Genomic DNA, 18,450 nt, shown 5'->3' with positions numbered 1-18,450 from the left:
TTACTAAGAAAGGTCTGTTGCTCTTCAAGGCAACGGACTTTTTTAATGGAGGTATGTTAATATGGAAGCTGCTAACAAACGGACAGCTAAATCAGTCAGCAACTGGCTCGCTTATGCCATGATCGGGGCTATTGCCTTCGTGGTGATGAAGTTTGAATTCCCGGTTATGCCAGGCGTCAGCTTTTTGAAGATGGACTTCTCCGACGTCATCGTGGTCATCACTACCTTTATCTTCGGCATTGGCGGCGGGGTGGCCGTGGCCGCGATCAAGTGCCTTTTGTCCTTGATCTTTGCCGGTTTTGCCCTGCCGTCATTGGTCGGTGAACTGGCTGCCTTTTTGGCCTCAATGGCCTTTGCCCTGCCATTTTACTTCCTGGCTGGATCAGTCAAGGAAGAGGACAGAAAGAGCCTGAAGGGTTACCTGCTGCCAGCCTTGGGCCTGCTTTTAGGAGTCTTGTCTTTGACGGTGGTCATGGCTTTGACCAACCAGTTCCTGCTTACTCCGGTTTACGCCTACACTTCAGTGCCGCAGGCAGCGGGGATGCACATGAACTACGCTCAGCTGCTTACTTTTACTGAACAGACTTACCTGGGCAAGATGCTGCACATTCCAAGCATGTCCAGCTACATTATGGGCATCATCGTTCCATTCAACTTGATCAAGGGGGCCATCAACTCAGTTGTGGTCTACATCCTTTTTGAATCAGTCTTAAAGACCATCAAGCCATTCGTGATCAAGCACTTCAGCGTTTCCAGCAAGTACTAATTTGAAAATACAAGTGAATCTTTTGATGAGGCTTTCCTTAGGGAAAGTCTTTTCTTTTCGATTAGGCAGGTGATTTATGGTAGAATGAAAGCTTAAAGGGGGAAGCTAGATGGATCAAAATGCCCAAAAGCCCTTGTCACGTCTGGCCCGCCAGCAAGCGGTCAGAGAAGAGCGCAAGAACAAGCAGGCGCCGTGGTGGACGGCCCTCTTGATCGTGGTTATGATAGCCCTGGCGGTTTTGCCGCTAGTTACCAGTCAAAGCAGCGATTATGCCGTCCCGCAAACTAGGAAAGAGCAGACCAAGCCCAAGCGGGCTGCCAAACAGTCCAGCAAGAAGAAGGCTACTCCAGAGGTCAAGACTTACGTGGTCAAGTCTGGCGACAGTTGGGCCGCGATCGCCCAGAAGTACGGCATAAGCGCTGAAGAGCTGGCTGAGCAGAATGGTCTTGATACCAGCTCAACCCTGGCGGTTGGTCAGAAACTGAAGATCAAGCAAGCCAAATAGCTGAATTTATTGGAAAGGATTGAAGCGATGTGAGTCGCTTCATTTTGATGTTATGCAAGTAGCAATTGATGGACCTGCTTCAGCAGGTAAGAGCACGGTGGCCAAGATCGTGGCCAATAAGCTGTCATTCGTTTATATTGACACGGGTGCGATGTACCGGGCATGTACTTTTATTGCCCGCAAGCACGGCCTGGATTACGGGGATGAGGCCGGGATCTTAAAGGCGATCGACGAAGATGGCATTGTTTTAGAGCCAGGTGAAAAGGGCCAGAAGGTTCTGGTAGCCGGTGAAGACGTGTCTTTGGAAATCCGGACTCCGGAAATCACGGCCAATGTCTCCCAGGTATCAGCCCTGCCAGGGGTCAGAAGCAAGATGGTTGACCTGCAAAGAAAACTCGCTGGGTCAACCAATGTGATCATGGATGGCCGCGATATCGGGACCACGGTCTTACCTAAGGCTGAAGTCAAAATCTTCTTAGTTGCCAGTGCCCGGTCCAGAGCGGAAAGACGGCTTTTGGACTGGCAGCAGAAGGGGATTGAGGCCAAGCAGACGGTTGAAGAAATCGAAGCTGACATTGCCAAGCGGGACTACCTTGACTCCCACCGTGAAGTTTCACCTTTGAAGAAGGCAGCGGATGCAATCGAAATCGATTCAACTAATTTAACGATTGACCAGGTTGTTGACGCTATCTTGGCCGAAATTGCTAAAAAAACAAATACCAGCAAGTAAAGTCAAAAAAAGTCTGGTAAAATAGTAGCAAATTCATCTATTTTTCGGTAAAATAGAGAACGAATAAACAGGGAGGCATTTTGTATTTATGTCAGAAAACAATCAATTTTTAGATGCTCTTGCTCAAATGCAAGAAGTTAAGGTGGGCGACATCGTTGACGTTAACGTTTTGAGCGTTGAAGATGGCCAAATTAACGTTGGTGTTCAAGGCGCCGGCGTTGAAGGTGTAATCACTCGCCGTGATTTCACCAACGACCGTAGTGTCAACTTGCGTGACGAAGTTAAGCCAGGTGATACCTTCAAGGCTTACGTAGTTCGTCGTGCAGGCGGTGACAAGGAAAACGGTGAATTTTTCTTCTCAGTAACCCGCGTTAAGGAACGCGAAGCTTACGACAAGCTGCAAAAGGACTTCGAAGAAGGCAAGACTATCGAAGGTAAGGTTACTTCATCAGTTCGCGGTGGTTTGCTCGTTGATGTCGGCACCCGCGGCTTCTTGCCAGCAAGCTTGATCTCAAACCGTTTCGTTTCAGACCTTAAGCCATACATCGGCAAGACCATCAAGGTTAAGATTACTGAAATCGACCCGGCTAAGAACCGTCTGATCCTTTCCCACAAGGAATTGATCGAAGAAGAACGCGAACAAGCCTTTGAAAACGTTGCTTCACAACTGGTTGTCGGCGACGTAGTTGAAGGCCGGGTATCACGTTTGACCAACTTTGGTGCATTCGTTGATATCGGCGGCGTTGACGGTTTGGTACACATCTCCGAAATTTCATACAAGCACGTTGACAAGCCAAGCGACGTCTTGAAGGTTGGCCAAGATGTTAAGGTTAAGGTTATTGGCATCGACAATGACCGTCACCGTATCTCCCTGTCAATCAAGCAAACTGAACCATCTCCATTCGAACAAGCAACTTCAAGCTTGAACGAAGGCGATGTAATCGAAGGCGAAGTTAAGTCTTTGACCAACTTCGGTGCCTTTGTTGAAGTTGCTGACGGCATCCAAGGCTTGGTACACGTTTCAGAAATTTCCAACAAGCACGTTGACAAGCCAAGCGATGTCCTGACTGTAGGTCAAAAGGTCAAGGTTAAGGTTCTTAACATTGACCCAAGTGAAAGAAGAATCTCCCTGTCAATTAAGCAAGCTGATCCAGAGAACGCTTCTTCATCAAACGACAGACCTCGCGCACGTCGTTCATCAAACAACGACGCAGTTGCTCGCAAGTACATGAACAACGACGACAACGGCTTCTCACTTGGTGACATGATCGGTGACCAACTTAAGAACCGTTAATCAGCACTAAAAAGACCGACCGCTGGTCGGTCTTTTTGTTTGACAAGAATCAATAGAAAGCAAAAGAGGTGAAAAGATGCCATTACCAATTGTTGCCATCGTAGGGCAACCAAACGTAGGCAAGTCAACCCTGTTCAACCGGATCATCAATGAGCGGGTGGCGATCGTGGAAGACCGGCCAGGCGTGACCCGGGACCGGAACTATGCCCGGGCCAGCTGGATGGGCCACCAGTTCAGCATTATCGATACCGGAGGCATTACCTGGGAAGACAGCACGATTGACGAAGAAATCCGGGCCCAGGCAGAAATTGCCATTGAAGAGGCTGACGTTATCGTCATGCTGGCTGACGCCAGCCAGGGCGTGACCAGCCTGGATGAGCGGATTGCCCACCTGCTCTACCGGGCCGACAAGCCAGTTCTTTTGGCTGTCAACAAGGCCGACAACCCTGAGCAGCGGACTGATATCTATGACTTCTACAGTCTGGGCTTAGGTGACCCGATTCCTGTTTCCGGAGCGCACGGCACCGGGATCGGTGACCTTTTGGACGAAGTAGTCAAGAACTTCCCAGCTGATGCCGAAAAGACAGAAGAAGGGGTTATCTCCTTCAGCGTGATCGGCCGGCCAAACGTGGGCAAGTCATCCATCGTCAACCGCCTCTTGGGCGAGGAACGGGTGATTGTGGCCAACGAAGAAGGGACTACCCGTGACGCCATCGACACGCCGTTCGTCAAGGACGGGACCAAGTTCCGGGTCGTTGACACGGCCGGGATCAGACGGCGGGGCAAGGTCTACGAAAAGACTGAAAAGTACTCTGTCATGCGGGCCATGAGTGCTATGGAGCGTTCAGATGTGGCTATCCTGGTTTTGGACGCAAGCACCGGTATCAGAGAGCAGGACAAGCACGTGGCCGGCTACGCCCATGAAGCGGGCTTGGGGATGATTATCGCCGTTAACAAGTGGGACCTGCCAAAGAAGGACTCTTCATCCGGCAAGGACTTTGAAGCGGTGATTAGGGAAGAATTCTCTTACCTGGACTATGCCCCAATTGTCTTTGTCTCAGCCAAGACCGGCAAGAACATCGACCAATTGCCGAAGATGGTTAAGGAAGTCTACGAGAACAAGAACCAGCGGATCCAGTCCAGCGTCTTAAACGACCTGCTGCTGGAAGCCAGCCGTTTGGTGCCTGCCCCAATGGTCAAGGGCAAGCGGCTCCGGGTCTACTACATGACCCAGGTCAAGACCAATCCGCCGACCTTCGTCGTTTTCTGCAACGATCCGGAACTGATGCACTTCTCCTACCAGCGCTTCTTGATCAACCAGCTGCGGGAGAATTTCGACTTCACCGGGACTCCGATCAAGATCTTGCCGCGCAAGCGGAAGTAAGACCCGGCTTTTCTTTTTCAATTTGTGACATTCTCTTGAAAAAGTGCTAAGCCGCGGGCTAAAAGCCTTGTAGGGACAACGTTCTTGTGATATTTTAGAGAACAGGGAATTAATTGAATGCAGCAAGCGCTCAGTGTCCCTCATTTCTGCAAGAGAAATGAAGTGATTAGACGCGAGTCTAATTTATAGGAGGTGAATTCCACATGGCAAATAAGGCAGAATTAGTTTCAGAAGTAGCTGCTAAGACTAAGTTGACTAAGAAGGACGTTTCAGAAGCTGTTGACGCAGTTTTCGAAGCTATCCAAGAAGACTTGGCTAAGGGCGAAAAGGTGCAACTGATCGGCTTCGGCACTTTCGAAGTTCGTGACCGTGCAGCTCGCAAGGGCCGCAACCCACAAACCGGTGCTGAAATCGAAATTCCAGCAAGCAAGGTTCCTGCATTTAAGCCAGGTAAGGCTCTTAAGGACGCTGTTAAGTAATTGACGCGCTTTAAAATAAAGAAACGCCGGGTTTTCCTGGCGTTTTTTGTTTGGGCAAAAAAACTTTTTTAGCTGACTAGTTACGGTACAATAGTAAGCAGAAAGTGAGGACAAAGATGACATATTCTGAACAATTGTTGGACGCAATTCAAGGCCACCGCTTCAGCGAGAGCCGTGCCCTTCTAAAGCAGGCCCTGGAAAACGATGATCCGGAGATTCTGGCGTCTCTGGCGGAAAATTTGACTGACCTGGGCTTTACCGATCTGGCCAAGGAAGTCTACCGCAGCTTGATCGCGGAATTTCCAGATGAAGACCTCTTCAAGGTCTACCTGGCGGAAATCCTCCTCAATGACGGGGCGGAGGACGACGGTTTGACCCTGCTTTACAATGTGCCGGCTGATTCAGATGCCTATCTGGAAAGCCTCCTGGTCCAGGCTGACTACTACCAAAGTGAGGGCTTGATCGAAACGGCCCGGGCCAAGATGGAGCAGGCAAGAAAGCTGGCTCCGGATGAAGACGCCATTACTTTTGGCTTGGCGGAACTGGACTACATGAGCGACTTAAACGACCAGGCCCTGCCTCTTTACCAGGACTTGCGGCAAAGACAAACCATGTTTGGGGAAGTCAACCTCAACCAGCGGGTCTTCCAGACCCTGGCCAAATTGGGCCGGTATGAAGAAGCGGCAGCTTTTATCAATGACCATAAGGAAGACCTCCTGGATATCGACGCCAAGTACCAGGCTGGGGTGATCATGGAAGAAGCAGGCCAATTTGACAAGGCGGTTGCCTTCCTTGACGATGTCATCAAGCAAAGTCCTGACTACGTCAACGCTTATCCTTTCCTGGCCAAGGCCTACCAGGAAGAAGATAACCCGGAAGAAGCCCTCTTTGCCGCTCAGACGGGCCTGGGCTACAATGAGCTGGATGAAGAGCTTTACCAGATCGGGGCCCAGGCAGCCGCTAAATTAGGCAAGACAGAGGATGCTGAAGACCTCTTGAAGCGGGGGCTTTCGGTCAACCCGGATAATTCCAGCCTCCGGCTGCTCCTAAGCGACCTCTACCTGGCCCAGGGGCGGGCAGAAGACTCCCTGGTCTTGTTTACCTCCTTGGCTGACAGCGACCTGGAGCCCCAGGCCCACTGGAACATGGCCCGGTCCTACCAGGAAATGGAAAAATATGACCAGGCCCTGCAGGAATACCTTTTGGCCTACCAGAGCCTGCAAGGCAGTCCTGACTTTTTGCGGGGGATGATTTCCTTTGCCCAGGAGAGCGCCCAAGGCGATCTGGCCCGGCAGCTTCTGGAAAAATACTTGAAGCTTGTGCCAGATGACCAGGAAATGCAGGAACTTTACGAACAGCTGAGAAATTAGAATTTTGGATAATGACCAGGGATTGCTGGTCATTTTTCTTTTTTAATATTTTCTAGCCTTTTAGCGGTAAGGAGAGAAAAGCGGTAAAATAAAAAGACAGACCATTGAACATTTTGGAGGTATGACATTTGCAATTCAGCTTTAACAAAAAGCGTGACCGGACTGTCTACTGGAAGTACTCAGTCTTCTTTCTTTTCTTGGCGGCCTGTGTTTTTGGCCCTTACTTGCTCACGGGCCACAGCCTGATCTGGAACACAGACGCGGCCAACCAGCACCTGCCCTTGCTGGTCAAGTACCGGGAATACGTGCTCAGCTTCCTGCGCCATTTAAGCCAGGGACCGGCCGAGTGGTCTTGGACTATGGGCCTGGGCAGTGACCTGTTCTCGGTCTTTTCTTACTATACGATCGGGGACATCTTTGCCTACCTGGCCCTCTTGTTTCCGACCAGCCACCTGGTCTTTGCCTACCAGCTGATCCTGCTTTTGCGCCTTTACTGCGTAGGCTTGGCCTTTGTCTATTTTGCCCGCCATTTTGACTTTAAAGACGGCGTAATACTGATTGGCAGCGGGGTCTACATGGTCAATGCCTACCTGATTTACGCGGCCCTGGCCCAGCCAATGTTTACCACGACCTTTATTCTTTTTCCCTTGATCGTGGTCCAGCTGGAGCGGCTCTTGCAGGGAGGAAGCGCCTGGCCTTTATTCGGTGTCTTTGTTTGGATGCTGGTCAGCAACTATTACCTGGCCTTTGTTCTGGGCCTGGGGGCAATCATCTATCTGCTTTTGCGCTGGGGCCTGGCTTATTGGAAAAAGATTCCTTTTTGGTCAACGATTAAGAAGCTCTTTTTTGCCAGTTCAGGAGCAGTTCTTTTGTCAGCCGGTCTGCTTTTGCCGGAACTTTTAGGAGTAATCAACTCCACCAGGACCGGGTCGCAGTTTGCCAACGGCTTGACCTTTTATCCGGCTTACTATTACTTGCTTTTGCCCAAGGAACTGATTGACGGGGACAACTGGAAGTTGATGTTCTGGTCAGCCCTGGGCCTGGCCAGCATCATTTTGCCGGCTCTGGTTTATCTTTTCGCCAATTGGCGCAAGTATAAGACGGTTGCTGCTTCACTTGTCTTAGGGGCGGTCATGCTCTTGATCCCGGCAGTTGGGGCAGTCTTTAACGGGGGGATGTCAGCTTCAAACCGCTGGACCCTGCTTTTATACCTGCCTTTTGCCTTCAGCGTAATGGTCTTTGTCAAGGCAGTCAGCAAGCAGGCGGTCAGCCAAAAGGAAATGCGGCTGATTTTCACCGTCAGCGGGATCTACCTGGCTTATCTGGTCGCCATGTCCTTTTTGGAAAATGACTACAAGCTCTTCTTGCCAGTTATTTTCCTCTTGCTTAGTTTAGGAGCGGTTTATCTGGTCAACGAAGGACGGGCATTAAAGCGGTCGTTATTGCTTATTGTAGCAGCTAATTTAGCCTTTAATGCCCTGTACGCGGCCTTGCCTTATAACGGGAACTTCGCGGGCAATATGCTGGCCAGGGGCGAGTATGAGCAGATCGCTGAAAACCGCTACGGCGGCATGAACCAGCTTTTGCCGGCCGGCTTTTACCGGGTCAACACTGTCTCAAACAACCAGTTTGTCAGCCAGAAAAAGCTCTTTAACGACTTGACCAGCGGCCTGGCCAACGTGTCATCTTACTATTCAATCCAGAACCAGTACCTGGGCCAGTTTTCAACTGACCTGGGCAACCTGCAGTATGACAACAACATTCCCTTTCACCAGCTGGATGACCGGACGATTTTGAACAATTTCCTGGGCGTCCGCTATATTTTTAACCAAAAATACTCAGTAAATGGCAATAAGGTGCCTGGGACCTATGATCTGATTGCCTCTGGTGAGGAGAAAAAGGACCAAAATCAAGAGACTGTCTACCAGGCCCAGCTGTATAAGACGACAGAGGCCTTTCCGCTGCTTTGGTTGAGCAATAAGGCAATTAGCCCCAGCCGCTACCAAAAGCTCTCAGCGAGCCAAAAAGAGCGGGCTCTGGCCAGCGGAGTGGTGGTCAAGGACTCCGGCCTCAGAGCAGCTAAATTGATCGGGGTCAAGACTATCAAGGCTAGCCTGCTTGCTGCCAATGGCAAGAAGCTGAGCAAGAATAAACTGACTTATACGGACTCTGATGTCAGTTACAAGCTGAAGCTGCATCTGTCAGATAAAGAAAAGGCGAAACTGGGCAAAAGCGAGCTCCATGTCGAAATCAGCCAGATTTCCTACCAGCCCTTTACTTTAAGCCAGCAGCTGGATTTGGAGCTGAAGAAGGCCAAGCAGGAGGCAGACTTGACTGGCCAGACCTTTAACGAGCGGGCGACCCGCTACAAGTACTGGCGCTACCACCTTCTGGCCGGGTCGCCAGATCCCAGCTACAAGCTGACGGTGACGGGGAAGAAGACCAGTGAGACCATCGTGCAGAGAAGCCAGGACATGACTTCTTTTTACCGCCTGGTCGACAGCGCGGTCATGAACATGGGGACTTATCAGACCCTGCCAAGCAGTCTGACTTTCCAGCCGTCAAAACTGGGGACCTACCACTTTAAGATCAAAGTTGTGGCAATTCCTTTGAATCAAGAATACACAAAAGAAGTGCACCAGATTCAAAAGCAGGGGGTCAAGCAGCTGAAACTCGCGCAGAACCAGCTGACTGGGCTCTTCACCAGCAAGAAAGCCGGTATCGTTACCTCGACCATCCCGTATTCAAGCGGCTGGACAGCCACGGTAGACGGCAAGGCTGTCAAGGTCCTCAAAACCAATACGGCCTTTGTCGGCTTTGAGATGCCGGCTGGCAAGCACCGGGTCCGCCTGGTCTACCGGACGCCGGGATTGAGAAGCGGGCTTTTAATTTCGACTTTGACGGCTTTAGCAATTTTAGTCTATGCCGCGGTCAGTCACAGAGAATGGCTGCAGGAATTAATGGCTGAGCAGAATAAGAAAAGAGAAATGAAAAAAGAAGCATAGTTAGAAATAGTTGAATGACAATAAAAAAGGCGAGCCGGCTGGCTCGTCTTTTTGTCTGTTTATTTCCAAAATTGCTGCTCTTATTCCTTGATCAGCTTACGGGCAATCAAGTCTTCCTTCATCAGCTTGGTCATGACCTGGGCAACTTCCTTGGCCCGGTCGTTGGAATCCATGTGGATGGTCAAACCGTTGTCAGACTGGATCAAAGTGCGTGGCAGTTCAACCTGGTTGTACTTGAGGTCTGGGTCCAGGTCAGGCAGCATGTATTCCAAAGTTGCCGTCCAGCCCAAACCGCCGACTGCCATCTGCAGGGCGACTTCGTAGTCGTTGACCTTGATGCTCTTGTTGACAGAGAGGTTCTGGTCTTCAAGCAAGTGGTCAACCGTCTTTTGGAAGCCGGAGTCATCGCTCAAGGAAACCATCTTTTCCTCACTGAGGTCCATCAAAAGCTGCTGGCTGAACGGAACATCCCGCTTGCCTTCTTGGTAAAGCTTGCTGGTTTCAGGGATGATCAGGAAGATCCGCGGCTGGAAGAGGAAGAAGTTCTTCAGGTTTTCCCCCCGCAGAAGCGGACCTAAGTAAATGTCAACCATCCGGTTGTCGATCAAGCGCTTGGCTGAGTTGATGGAGAAGGTCTTGATCAGTTCAAAGCGGGTGGTTTCAAATTGCTTCTGCAAAACAGGGATAATCTTCCCGCTTTCGCCTGGGGCCCAGATTGGGGAGAAACCAATCTTGATATAGGACTGTTCTTCTTCAGTGAAGCGGCGAAGGTCCTGTTCGATCTTCATCTGGTCGCTGTGCAGCTTGGCCAAGCCGTCGCAAAGGGTCCGGCCGGCTTCGGTCAGTTCGATTGGCAGGGTTCTTCTTTCCAGCAGAACGACATTGTATTTCTTTTCTGCCTTGCTCAGAACCTGGCTCACGTATGGCTGGCTAAGGAAAAGCTTCTTAGCGATATCGCTGACCGTCTGGCAGTCTTCAGCAGTTGTCAAGATTTGGTAAAGTACGTCTTGTTTCATCTTAATGCTCTCTTTTAAGTGAATGAATTTACAAAATTAATTTTACAATACGATTATTATAGCGCCTTTTTCCTATTAGTCAACGCCAATCATGCTTACTCAATTTTGACATAATATTCGGCGAAATTCAAATAATTACCGCTGATTTTTTGGCTAAATGCGACTTTTCCGTTCAAGAAAGAGGAATGAAAGCGGTATAGGAATTATAAATCATATATTTCCGAACTTATGTTGACGGTTTTTAGCAGGAAATTTTTGCGAAAAAGTTCAAAAATTGCTAAAAATCCATTTAAAAAATGCTAAAAACTTGCTAAAAACTAAAATTTTCGCAAAAATAGGAGCTGAGACTTATTGATGAGGAAAAAGACATGAACTTTCAACACTTGGAATACTTCAACGAGCTGGCTGAGACCCAGTATATGGCCCAGGCGGCGGAAAAACTGGGGATCTCACAGCCAACCTTGAGCTACGCGGTCAAGAAACTGGAAGAGGAACTGGGCGTCCCTCTTTTTGAAAGAGAAGGCCGCAACATCCGCTTGACCGTCTACGGCAAGGTCTTCAAAGAGTACAGTGAAGCCGGAGTCCAGCAGATCAAGGAAGGCCGGCGGCAATTAGCCGAGATGGCTTTGGGCGAAAGCGGCAAGCTGTCAATCGGGGTCGCCGAAATCGTTGCCCACCAGTTCATTACAGATGTGATCAAGGAATACCGGCAGGTCAATCCGGAATACCGGGTCGATTTCAACTTGAAGCGAGACGTGACCGGTAAGCTTTTGGACATGCTGCAAAGCGGGGAATTGGACTTGGCAATTGTTACCACCCGGCCAGGAGAAAAGATCGCCGGCTTTGACTTAGTGCCAATGATGCACAGAAAGCTAGAGCTGCTTTTACCGGCTGGCCATGAATTGGCCAAGCAGAAGTCAGTCAGCTTGAAGCAGATTGAGAACTATCCCTACCTGGCTTTTGGGGAAGAACACGCCTTAGCAGGGATTATCGCTGATGTTTTTGCCAAAAACGACATTCATCCCCAAATCAGCAGCGTAACTGATGACGTGCGGACCTTGGTTGACTTGGTAACCATTGGCGAAGGGGTGGCCCTTTTGCCTAAGTCCAAGTATCATGAGGCGGCTGGTGCGGTCACCGTTCCAGTGACGGAAGATACATCGTATACCATCAGCCTGGCCAGCCGAAACTTGGCCCAAGAGCCGAAGGTGGCCCAGAAGATGGCCACTTTTATCGTGGAATTTTGCCAAGGACATGATTTAACGCGTGCTTAATTCACTAGCGGCCTGGTCATACTTGTCTTTGGCGCGGCTGACCTGCTTTTTGTATTGGGCCAGGGTTAAGCCGTTGATGCTGACGACGGCGTTGTAGTAGGCCAGTTCAGTCTTTTGGACAGCTTGGTAGCTGGCATATTTGACTTTGGCATTTTTATACTGATACTGCTTGAGCAAGGCCAGAAGGTCGGCCTGCTTGAGCAGTTTTTTCTTGCTCTTTGCCAGCTTGCTCTTTTCGTCCTTAAAGGCCTGGCTGACGGCTTTAGACGGGGAGACAGGACTTTTCTTGCTCTTGCCCTTTTTCTTTTGCTGATTTGCCTTTAAGGCATCCTGCCAGGCAGTAGTTACGCTGGAGGCAGCTTCATCAATGCTTTTGGCGATACCAGTGCTGTTTTGCCGGAACTTTTCCCCGGTTTGCTGGTAATTCTTTTGCTTAAGGGCGATGGCTGCCTGCCTTTTCTCCTGGATTACGATTTGCTTGTGCCGGGCGCCAAAGCCGATCAGCATGATGAACAAGGCGCCGACCATGAAGAAGTCGCAGACAAAGCGCAGGCGCGGCTGGCTGGTGATGAGGCCAAAGAGCCAGATCAAGGCAAAGAGAATGAAGATCCCGCAGCCAATCCAGCCCAGGATAAAGTATTGGGAGATGGTCATTATTTTTCCTCTTTTCAACTATTTTCTCTTTTCATGATAAACTATTTTTTCCCGCCCGGCTTTCTTTTGGCAAAAATCCGCAGATTCTTGCCAGCAAAGCGGGTAAACGCTGCCGAAAACGGGCCGGATAGTGCTATAATCTTGTTAAAGGTCTGCAATATGGCAGGCAAAAAGTCATGAATGGGAAATAAGACAGATGGCAAGGATTATTGATACTCAGCGAAAGTTACTGATCCAGCACGGCTTGCTGGAAGACATCAAGGAAGCAGGAGAGGAATACGGGACTTTGACGGCCGCCCTGGCTGCTCCTGACTGGACCCTGCTGGACCGGGAAGTTACCGGGTTATTTGAGCAGGCAGACCTTTGCCTGCTTTTTGGGGATGAGGAAGTTCCCGAACTCGCCGCGGCAAGCGAACTGTCCCGTCTCTTTCCGCTTTTAGCCGGCGACTGTCCAGACTTAAAGGAAAAACTGGCTGCCGGCAAGTTGGCTGTTAAATTTTTACCAGAGAAAGAGAGCAGCTTTTTCTTGCTGACTGGGAAAGACAAGTACCGTTTCTACTGGGGGCAGGGGGCAACTTATGCCTTAAGCAGCGGGGAAAAGACCGGGGACGACTGGGCCATGGTCCAGCAGCTGGTCAAAGAGCTGATGGCCAAGGCCAGTGATATTTTAAACAGGGAGATCTACCAGGGCTATCTGGACCAAGAAGAAGACAAGCGGTCCCAGTACCTGCTGGAAGTCAGCGGCTTGGCAGACAAAATGGCGACAGCGCCTTTAAAGGACTTTAAAGAAGCAACCCGGCTGGGGCAATTGGCCCAAAGCCAGGCAGGCGTGTCCTTTAAGAAGACGGCCAAGCTTCTGCGCTTTAAGAGCGGGATTGACAAGCAGGATTTGACTGGCAAAAAGATCCTGGCTGACGAGGAATTAAGCAAGCGCCTCAGCCAGATTGTCTTTGGCGAGGGCAACGAAAATGGCGAAGCCATTGTTTTGCCAGATGAGAAGGCCCACTACCCGCGCCCGCTTTACCTGCAAGACCCGGTAACCGGGACGATTTTGGAGAAGCCGGCAATTGACTCCTACCAAGAAGAGCCAGTGGCCGTCCAGAAGCCGACCCGGCAGGACGTGTCAGCGATTTTTGACATTATCCGCTTCTACCGGGACCGCAAGCAGGACAATGAATCCCAGGCCGCCTTCTCCTTCTTGATGTATGTCCTGGAAAGTGGCAGCATCTGGAAGATCCGCCAGGCGATCGATGAGCGAAACGGGATCGTGGAAGATGTCCCGATCGTGGCCGGCCTGGTCGGGCAGGGGGAAACCGGCAAGTCGACCCTGCTTAAGATTGCCTCCAACTTGACCATCGGCAACACCAAGGAAATCGTCCAGGCCAGTTCAGAAGACAAGCTCTTCGGGATGACGGCAGCCGTCAGAAAGAAGCTGCTGGCCGGCAAGAGTTTGAGCAAGCAGGACCGGGTCAGCGCCTACAGCTCCAACCCTAAGGTCATCAACAAAAATATCTGGAGCTTTACCGACCACTACATGGATGAAGACCAGGTCATCACTCCGATCTGCATTGATGACCCGGAAGTGTCCCTCTTTTCTTCCAGCGCAGCTCAGAGCTTTTTGAAAAAGCGGAGCAACCGGCATGGCGAGAAACTGGCGGTGGAACCGGTAGCCATTTTCAGCATGAACAGCAAGGGCAAGGACATCGAGCTTTTGACTGAAGTTGGCCGGCGGGGCTACGTGATCAGCCAGGGCAACCAGTTCCGCAAGAAGACGGACGCGGATATTCACTTTTTTGAATATCTGGATGGCAATACCGACAACCATGGTCACTGGCTGAACAACACCCTCTTTCTTTACCTGACCCGGCAGATCGACCGCTGGCTGGATGAGATGGACGACGAGGACTACTTGCAGCTCAAGCGGGACTTCCTCTACCCAGTCAAGCACGCCTTCTGGCAGCTGGTTGAGGAATACGGCCTAGTCAACACGGAAACCAAGCACTACTTCAACATGAAGAACTACAATATCGTTGAAGACCTCGGCCGGCGGAACTGGAGCATTCTTTTGCACGATGAGGCAACTTTGCGGGAAATCACCTTTACCCGGGACAATCCGGAATGCATGATTCCTGCCCGAGTCTTCCCTAACAAGGGGGCTGACATCAACCGCTACTTTGCCTACCTGCCGGCTTCAGCCGAGATCTGCAAGACTTTTGACAGCCAGGGGCTGACGGTGAAGATGGCCAATATGGATCTGTGGCAAGGAAACCACTTGCTGGTCGAGCGCTATGAGAAGGAGACCGGGATCGCGGCTGAGCGCTTTGAAATGGAAAAGGCCAGAGCTGCCGCGGAAGTCCAGGGGCAGAGAATGGGGGAAAATATCGCTCCATACCTCAAGAAGAACGCGGAAATGATGGACCGGATGATGAAGGTCACCGAGCAAAATGCCCAGCTTTTGGCGGAAAAAGAAGCCCAGGCTGAAAAGCAGCAGCAGGCGGAAGCTGAGAAGAAGGAGCAGGCCGACCAGATCCAGAAATTGCAAGATGAACTGGCCCAGGCCAAGGAGGCAGCTGAAGCCGCCAAGAGCGAGGAAAAGAAGCCGCGGGGTTTCTTCGACCGCTTTTTCAAGTAATTTTTTAGAAAGAAGAATAAGATGACCGACACGCAAAGCATGATTGCCGTACAAGAAAAAGACAATACCGTTTCCAGCCTGGTCTTGGACCATGACGGGGACTTGGAAATTGCCGGCCGGATTCTGGAGGAAAACTACCAGGACTATGAGCAAGTTTTGGCTCTGGTCAATTTGGGCGATTTAAAGAGCCTGGGAAAGACGGCGGCGACCAGCCGGGCTTACTACCGGGACGAGCATGAAGACCAATTGGTCTTGGAAAATTACGCGGACACGGAAGTTTTTGACCGGGCAACTGAAGAGCAAGGGGACTACCTGGCTTGCTGCTTCTTGTATTGCAAGTATGAAGGCGACTTCCAGTGGCTGGTCAGAGATTTTTCCACGGGCGACAAGCGCTTTAAGCCGCTGAAGGAAGCCCTGGCTTAAGAAAAGAGGGACGGCAATGACGGACTTGGCCCAGCTGGGCGGGGATGAACTAAAGCAGATTTTGGACGAGAAGCGGAGAAGCCGCTGGCAGATCGTTTTTGGGGCCCTCTTGACCGACACGGCGGCCGAAAACGCGGCAGTTCCCAGAAAAGAGATGCCAACCTTGATCAAGCTGAAGGCCTACCAGACCAAGCTGATCCGCCAGTATGACGAGGACATCAAGCTCCTGCAGGAGGAATTTGCTGACCGGGGCCAGGAAGTGCCAAGGCAGGCTTTAATTTGGAAGAAAAATTACTTTTTCCCTCTGGCGCCGACTCCCCTTGACCACTGCCTCAGCTTGGAAGAATGGAGCGAGCAGACCGGTCTGCCATTGGCAGCCCTGGCTCACAGCCTGGTCTTCATGGGGGTTAAAGAGCGGGCCTACAATCTGCGGGCCAGCGCCCTCTATGACCCGGCTGACCTGGCCTTTTTAAAGAAAGTAGCGCCCGGCAGTCTGGCGGCTAAAGGCTTGACCAAGGCGGCCTGGGTGAAATTGACCGGGGTCAGTCTGGTAAGACTGGACAAGTGGCTGGGCTCAGACAATACGGGCGACTGGCTGGCCTGGGATCTGGCCTTGACCGCCAAGGAAAATTTAAAATAGCATGCAAAAAGGCTAGAAGCGGAAATGCTTCTAGCCTTTTAATTTAAGCCAGTTCGTGCATAGCCGGCAATTTGTCTGTTTCCAGCCAGTCAAAGAAGTCCTGGCTGGCGGCGGACATGGTGTGTTCTTTAATGGCCGTACCGTAGCTGATTTCATTTTTGCCGGAAAGAGGAACGACTGTTAAGTCCTTGATCTGCTCAGGCAAAAGGAAGTTGGGCAGGATGCCGATGCCTAGACCCGCCCGGATGCTGAGCATGGCGGCATTGATGGAGTTGGCGGAAGTTACCTTGAGGTGGGGAAGCTCCTGCCAGAGGATTTTTTGCAAAGAATACTGGCCAGGGGTGCAAATATTGTCATTTAAGAAAATAACTCTTTGGCTGTTCAAGTCACTGTGCTTGACCGACCCGCGAGTAGCAAAATCATAGTCTTTTTGGAAAACAGCGCAGTACTTGCCAGTCAAAAGCGGCTTGAACTTGATCTTGGCGCCAGAACCCAAGGAGTCCTGGTTTAAGAAAATGATGTCCAAGGCGCCTTCGTTTAAAAGGCCAACCAGGTCCCGGTAATTGTGGCTTTCGATTTCAAACTGGACCTTTGGGTTAGCAGCCTGGTAGGCCCCGATGCTTTTGGCCAGGGCAAAGATCTCGTAAGGGGAGTTGCTGATGCCAACCGTGATCTTGTCCTTAAATTGCGCATTTAAGCTTTCCAGCTGTCTTAAAGCCTCCACGTAATTGTGGTGAACAGGGCGGATGTCTTCATAAAAGGCCTTGCCGACCGGGGTCAAGGAGACCTTCTTTCTGGTCCGGTAGAAAAGGTCGGCCCCGATATAGCGCTCCATCGAAGAAATAGTTTGGGAGACTGCCGACTGGGAGACCCCCATGTTCATGGCTGTCCCGGAGAAGCTCAAGGTTTCAGCCAGGTTGATAAAAATTGCCAAGTGTTCTGTGTTCATTGTTTTCTTTCCAGCTCCTTACTTTGCGACAGGGTGGGTGGCCGGCAGCCCTCGCTCTTTGACCCAGGCGATAAAGTCGGCGGCCGGTGATTTCCGGTCCTTTAAAGTGACCAAGCCGATTTCGTCAGTAACTTCTTTTTCCAAGGGGAAAAGCTCCAGCTGGTCGTCGCTGGGGTCAACGACAAAGTCGGCGCAGATGCCGATGCCCAGGCCGGCGGAAATCATCTGGGTGTAGTCAGCCATGTTGTTTGCCACGGCATAGTCCAGGCTGGCCAGCTCCCGGCTTAAAGCATTCTGCAGGGAATTCTGCTTGGGCAGGCACCAGCTGTTGTCAAGGAAGATCAAGCGCTCTTTGGACAAGTCCTTCAAAGTAACAGGTGAATTGCCAATATAGCCGTAGCTCTTGCTGCAGACGGCGTAAAAGCGGCCTTCTAGCAGCTTGTCGTAAGTAAGGGTGACGCCGGAGTCGATTGATTCGGGTCTGGTCAAGATTACGTCGCAAAAGCCCTGCTTTAAGCGGGCGACCATAGTCCGGTGGTCGTAATTTTCCAAGAAGATCTTGACCTCAGGCCTAACCTTCCTGTATTCCTGGATCAACTCGCCAATGACATAGCGGTCATAGCCGGACCCGGCAAATCCGATGGTGAGCATGGTATTGACTGACTGGGCTACTTCCCGGGCGTGGGTGACGGCCTTGTTGAACTGGGTGATGACCGGCTGCATCCCCTGGTAAAAGAGCTCACCGGCCGGGGTTAAATTGACTTCTTTGCGGCTGCGGTAGAAGAGCTTGACATTTAGATAGCGCTCTAATGAAGAAATTGACTGGGAAACAGCCGACTGGGTAATATTCATGTTTTGGGCAGTCCGCGAGAAATTCAAGCTTTCCGCCAAATCAAGGAAAATTTTGATTTTATCGGTATTCATGGATAGTATTAGTCTTTCTGATTAATTTTGCTAGTTCGCTTTATGAGCACAGAATACCCCATTATTTAGCTCAAGTCAAAGAATCAGCAAAAAAATTGATTAATTATTTCAAAAATATAATCAATTCTGGACAAAGGCGATAAGGGCGGGCTTTTGCATGAAAACAGCAAGCGCTTCATGTAGATTTTTGCAGAAAAATTCAAAAAAGTTTGTAAAAAGGTCTTGCATAATATGAGAGACCTGTTAGAATTAATTTCAACAAGTTAAGCGAAGGAAGTAGTACCTGCTCCCCTGACTCTTCAAGCGAGTTTCGTAGTTGAGAGGAAACAGAGCCAGCGCGGGGAACGCAGCCGGGAATATGACCGAGAAGAGGCCATCGTTTGATTCGCGTTAAGAATCAAGAGG

Annotated in this window: 16 protein-coding genes; 12 read left to right on the top strand and 4 right to left on the bottom strand. The window is 50.6% G+C overall.

The annotated features are described in order from the left end of the window. Positions 1-61: 61 nt before the first annotated feature. The 8 genes from ACYVUV_RS06740 to ACYVUV_RS06705 all read left to right on the top strand — a co-directional run bounded on the left by ACYVUV_RS06740 (position 62) and on the right by ACYVUV_RS06705 (position 9,533). Positions 62-766 (top strand): ECF transporter S component, encoded by a 705-nt coding sequence (locus tag ACYVUV_RS06740; RefSeq protein ID WP_439776036.1) that lies wholly within the window; start codon positions 62-64, stop codon positions 764-766. A gap of 109 nt (positions 767-875) precedes the next feature. Further along, entirely contained in the window at positions 876-1,271 is a 396-nt protein-coding gene (locus ACYVUV_RS06735) for a LysM peptidoglycan-binding domain-containing protein (RefSeq protein WP_439776035.1), read from the top strand. A 52-nt stretch (positions 1,272-1,323) separates the two neighbouring features. Beyond that, positions 1,324-2,001 carry a (d)CMP kinase gene (gene cmk / locus ACYVUV_RS06730; protein WP_439776034.1) on the top strand — a complete coding sequence of 226 codons (678 nt, stop codon included), beginning with the start codon at positions 1,324-1,326 and terminating at the stop codon, positions 1,999-2,001. Between the two features lie 88 nt (positions 2,002-2,089). Next, a complete protein-coding gene (gene rpsA, locus ACYVUV_RS06725) occupies positions 2,090-3,295 on the top strand; it encodes a 30S ribosomal protein S1 (RefSeq protein ID WP_439776033.1) in 1,206 nt (401 codons plus the stop codon). 76 nt (positions 3,296-3,371) lie between these two features. Beyond that, a complete protein-coding gene (der, locus tag ACYVUV_RS06720; RefSeq protein WP_439776032.1) occupies positions 3,372-4,679 on the top strand; it encodes a ribosome biogenesis GTPase Der in 1,308 nt (435 codons plus the stop codon). Positions 4,680-4,882: 203 nt separating this feature from the next. Then, positions 4,883-5,158: an HU family DNA-binding protein gene (locus ACYVUV_RS06715; protein WP_002877566.1), complete on the top strand. Its 276-nt coding sequence runs from the start codon at positions 4,883-4,885 to the stop codon at positions 5,156-5,158. A gap of 116 nt (positions 5,159-5,274) precedes the next feature. Beyond that, on the top strand, positions 5,275-6,528 hold the full coding sequence (locus ACYVUV_RS06710) for a tetratricopeptide repeat protein (RefSeq protein ID WP_439776031.1): 1,254 nt from the start codon (positions 5,275-5,277) through the stop codon (positions 6,526-6,528). A gap of 128 nt (positions 6,529-6,656) precedes the next feature. Then, the gene (locus tag ACYVUV_RS06705) at positions 6,657-9,533 is read left to right on the top strand and encodes a YfhO family protein (RefSeq protein WP_484499216.1); all 2,877 of its coding nucleotides are present in this window, start codon (positions 6,657-6,659) and stop codon (positions 9,531-9,533) included. Positions 9,534-9,613: 80 nt separating this feature from the next. On the opposite strand, the gene ACYVUV_RS06700 is transcribed toward ACYVUV_RS06705, so the two are convergent. After that, positions 9,614-10,549 carry a LysR substrate-binding domain-containing protein gene (locus tag ACYVUV_RS06700; RefSeq protein WP_484499215.1) on the bottom strand — a complete coding sequence of 312 codons (936 nt, stop codon included), beginning with the start codon at positions 10,547-10,549 and terminating at the stop codon, positions 9,614-9,616. Positions 10,550-10,917: 368 nt separating this feature from the next. Between ACYVUV_RS06700 and ACYVUV_RS06695 the strand changes: the two genes are divergently transcribed. Further along, positions 10,918-11,823, top strand: coding sequence for a LysR family transcriptional regulator (locus tag ACYVUV_RS06695; RefSeq protein WP_439775678.1), 906 nt, complete (start codon positions 10,918-10,920; stop codon positions 11,821-11,823). On the opposite strand, the gene ACYVUV_RS06690 is transcribed toward ACYVUV_RS06695, so the two are convergent. Continuing rightward, complete coding sequence (locus ACYVUV_RS06690) at positions 11,809-12,477, bottom strand: hypothetical protein (protein WP_439775679.1); 669 nt, start codon at positions 12,475-12,477, stop codon at positions 11,809-11,811. The two genes, ACYVUV_RS06695 and ACYVUV_RS06690, sit on opposite strands and share 15 nt — an antisense overlap. A gap of 196 nt (positions 12,478-12,673) precedes the next feature. Between ACYVUV_RS06690 and ACYVUV_RS06685 the strand changes: the two genes are divergently transcribed. Genes ACYVUV_RS06685 through ACYVUV_RS06675 form a run of 3 tightly spaced genes read left to right on the top strand, consistent with a single transcriptional unit; the run spans position 12,674 to position 16,172 of the window. After that, positions 12,674-15,109 carry a hypothetical protein gene (locus tag ACYVUV_RS06685; RefSeq protein ID WP_484499214.1) on the top strand — a complete coding sequence of 812 codons (2,436 nt, stop codon included), beginning with the start codon at positions 12,674-12,676 and terminating at the stop codon, positions 15,107-15,109. A 21-nt stretch (positions 15,110-15,130) separates the two neighbouring features. Continuing rightward, positions 15,131-15,532 carry a hypothetical protein gene (locus ACYVUV_RS06680; RefSeq protein ID WP_439775681.1) on the top strand — a complete coding sequence of 134 codons (402 nt, stop codon included), beginning with the start codon at positions 15,131-15,133 and terminating at the stop codon, positions 15,530-15,532. Positions 15,533-15,548: 16 nt separating this feature from the next. After that, positions 15,549-16,172 carry a hypothetical protein gene (locus ACYVUV_RS06675; protein ID WP_439775682.1) on the top strand — a complete coding sequence of 208 codons (624 nt, stop codon included), beginning with the start codon at positions 15,549-15,551 and terminating at the stop codon, positions 16,170-16,172. A gap of 43 nt (positions 16,173-16,215) precedes the next feature. Here the strand turns inward: ACYVUV_RS06675 and ACYVUV_RS06670 are convergent, their stop codons facing one another. Both ACYVUV_RS06670 and ACYVUV_RS06665 read right to left on the bottom strand, forming a co-directional pair. Then, entirely contained in the window at positions 16,216-17,121 is a 906-nt protein-coding gene (locus ACYVUV_RS06670; protein WP_439775683.1) for a LysR family transcriptional regulator, read from the bottom strand. An 18-nt stretch (positions 17,122-17,139) separates the two neighbouring features. Continuing rightward, a complete protein-coding gene (locus tag ACYVUV_RS06665) occupies positions 17,140-18,045 on the bottom strand; it encodes a LysR family transcriptional regulator (RefSeq protein ID WP_484499213.1) in 906 nt (301 codons plus the stop codon). Positions 18,046-18,450: the final 405 nt, after the last annotated feature.

Source organism: Lactobacillus sp. WILCCON 0149, from assembly GCF_057197965.1.
Note: the sequence above shows the minus strand (reverse complement) of the source record. Positions and strands in the feature narration are given on the sequence as shown.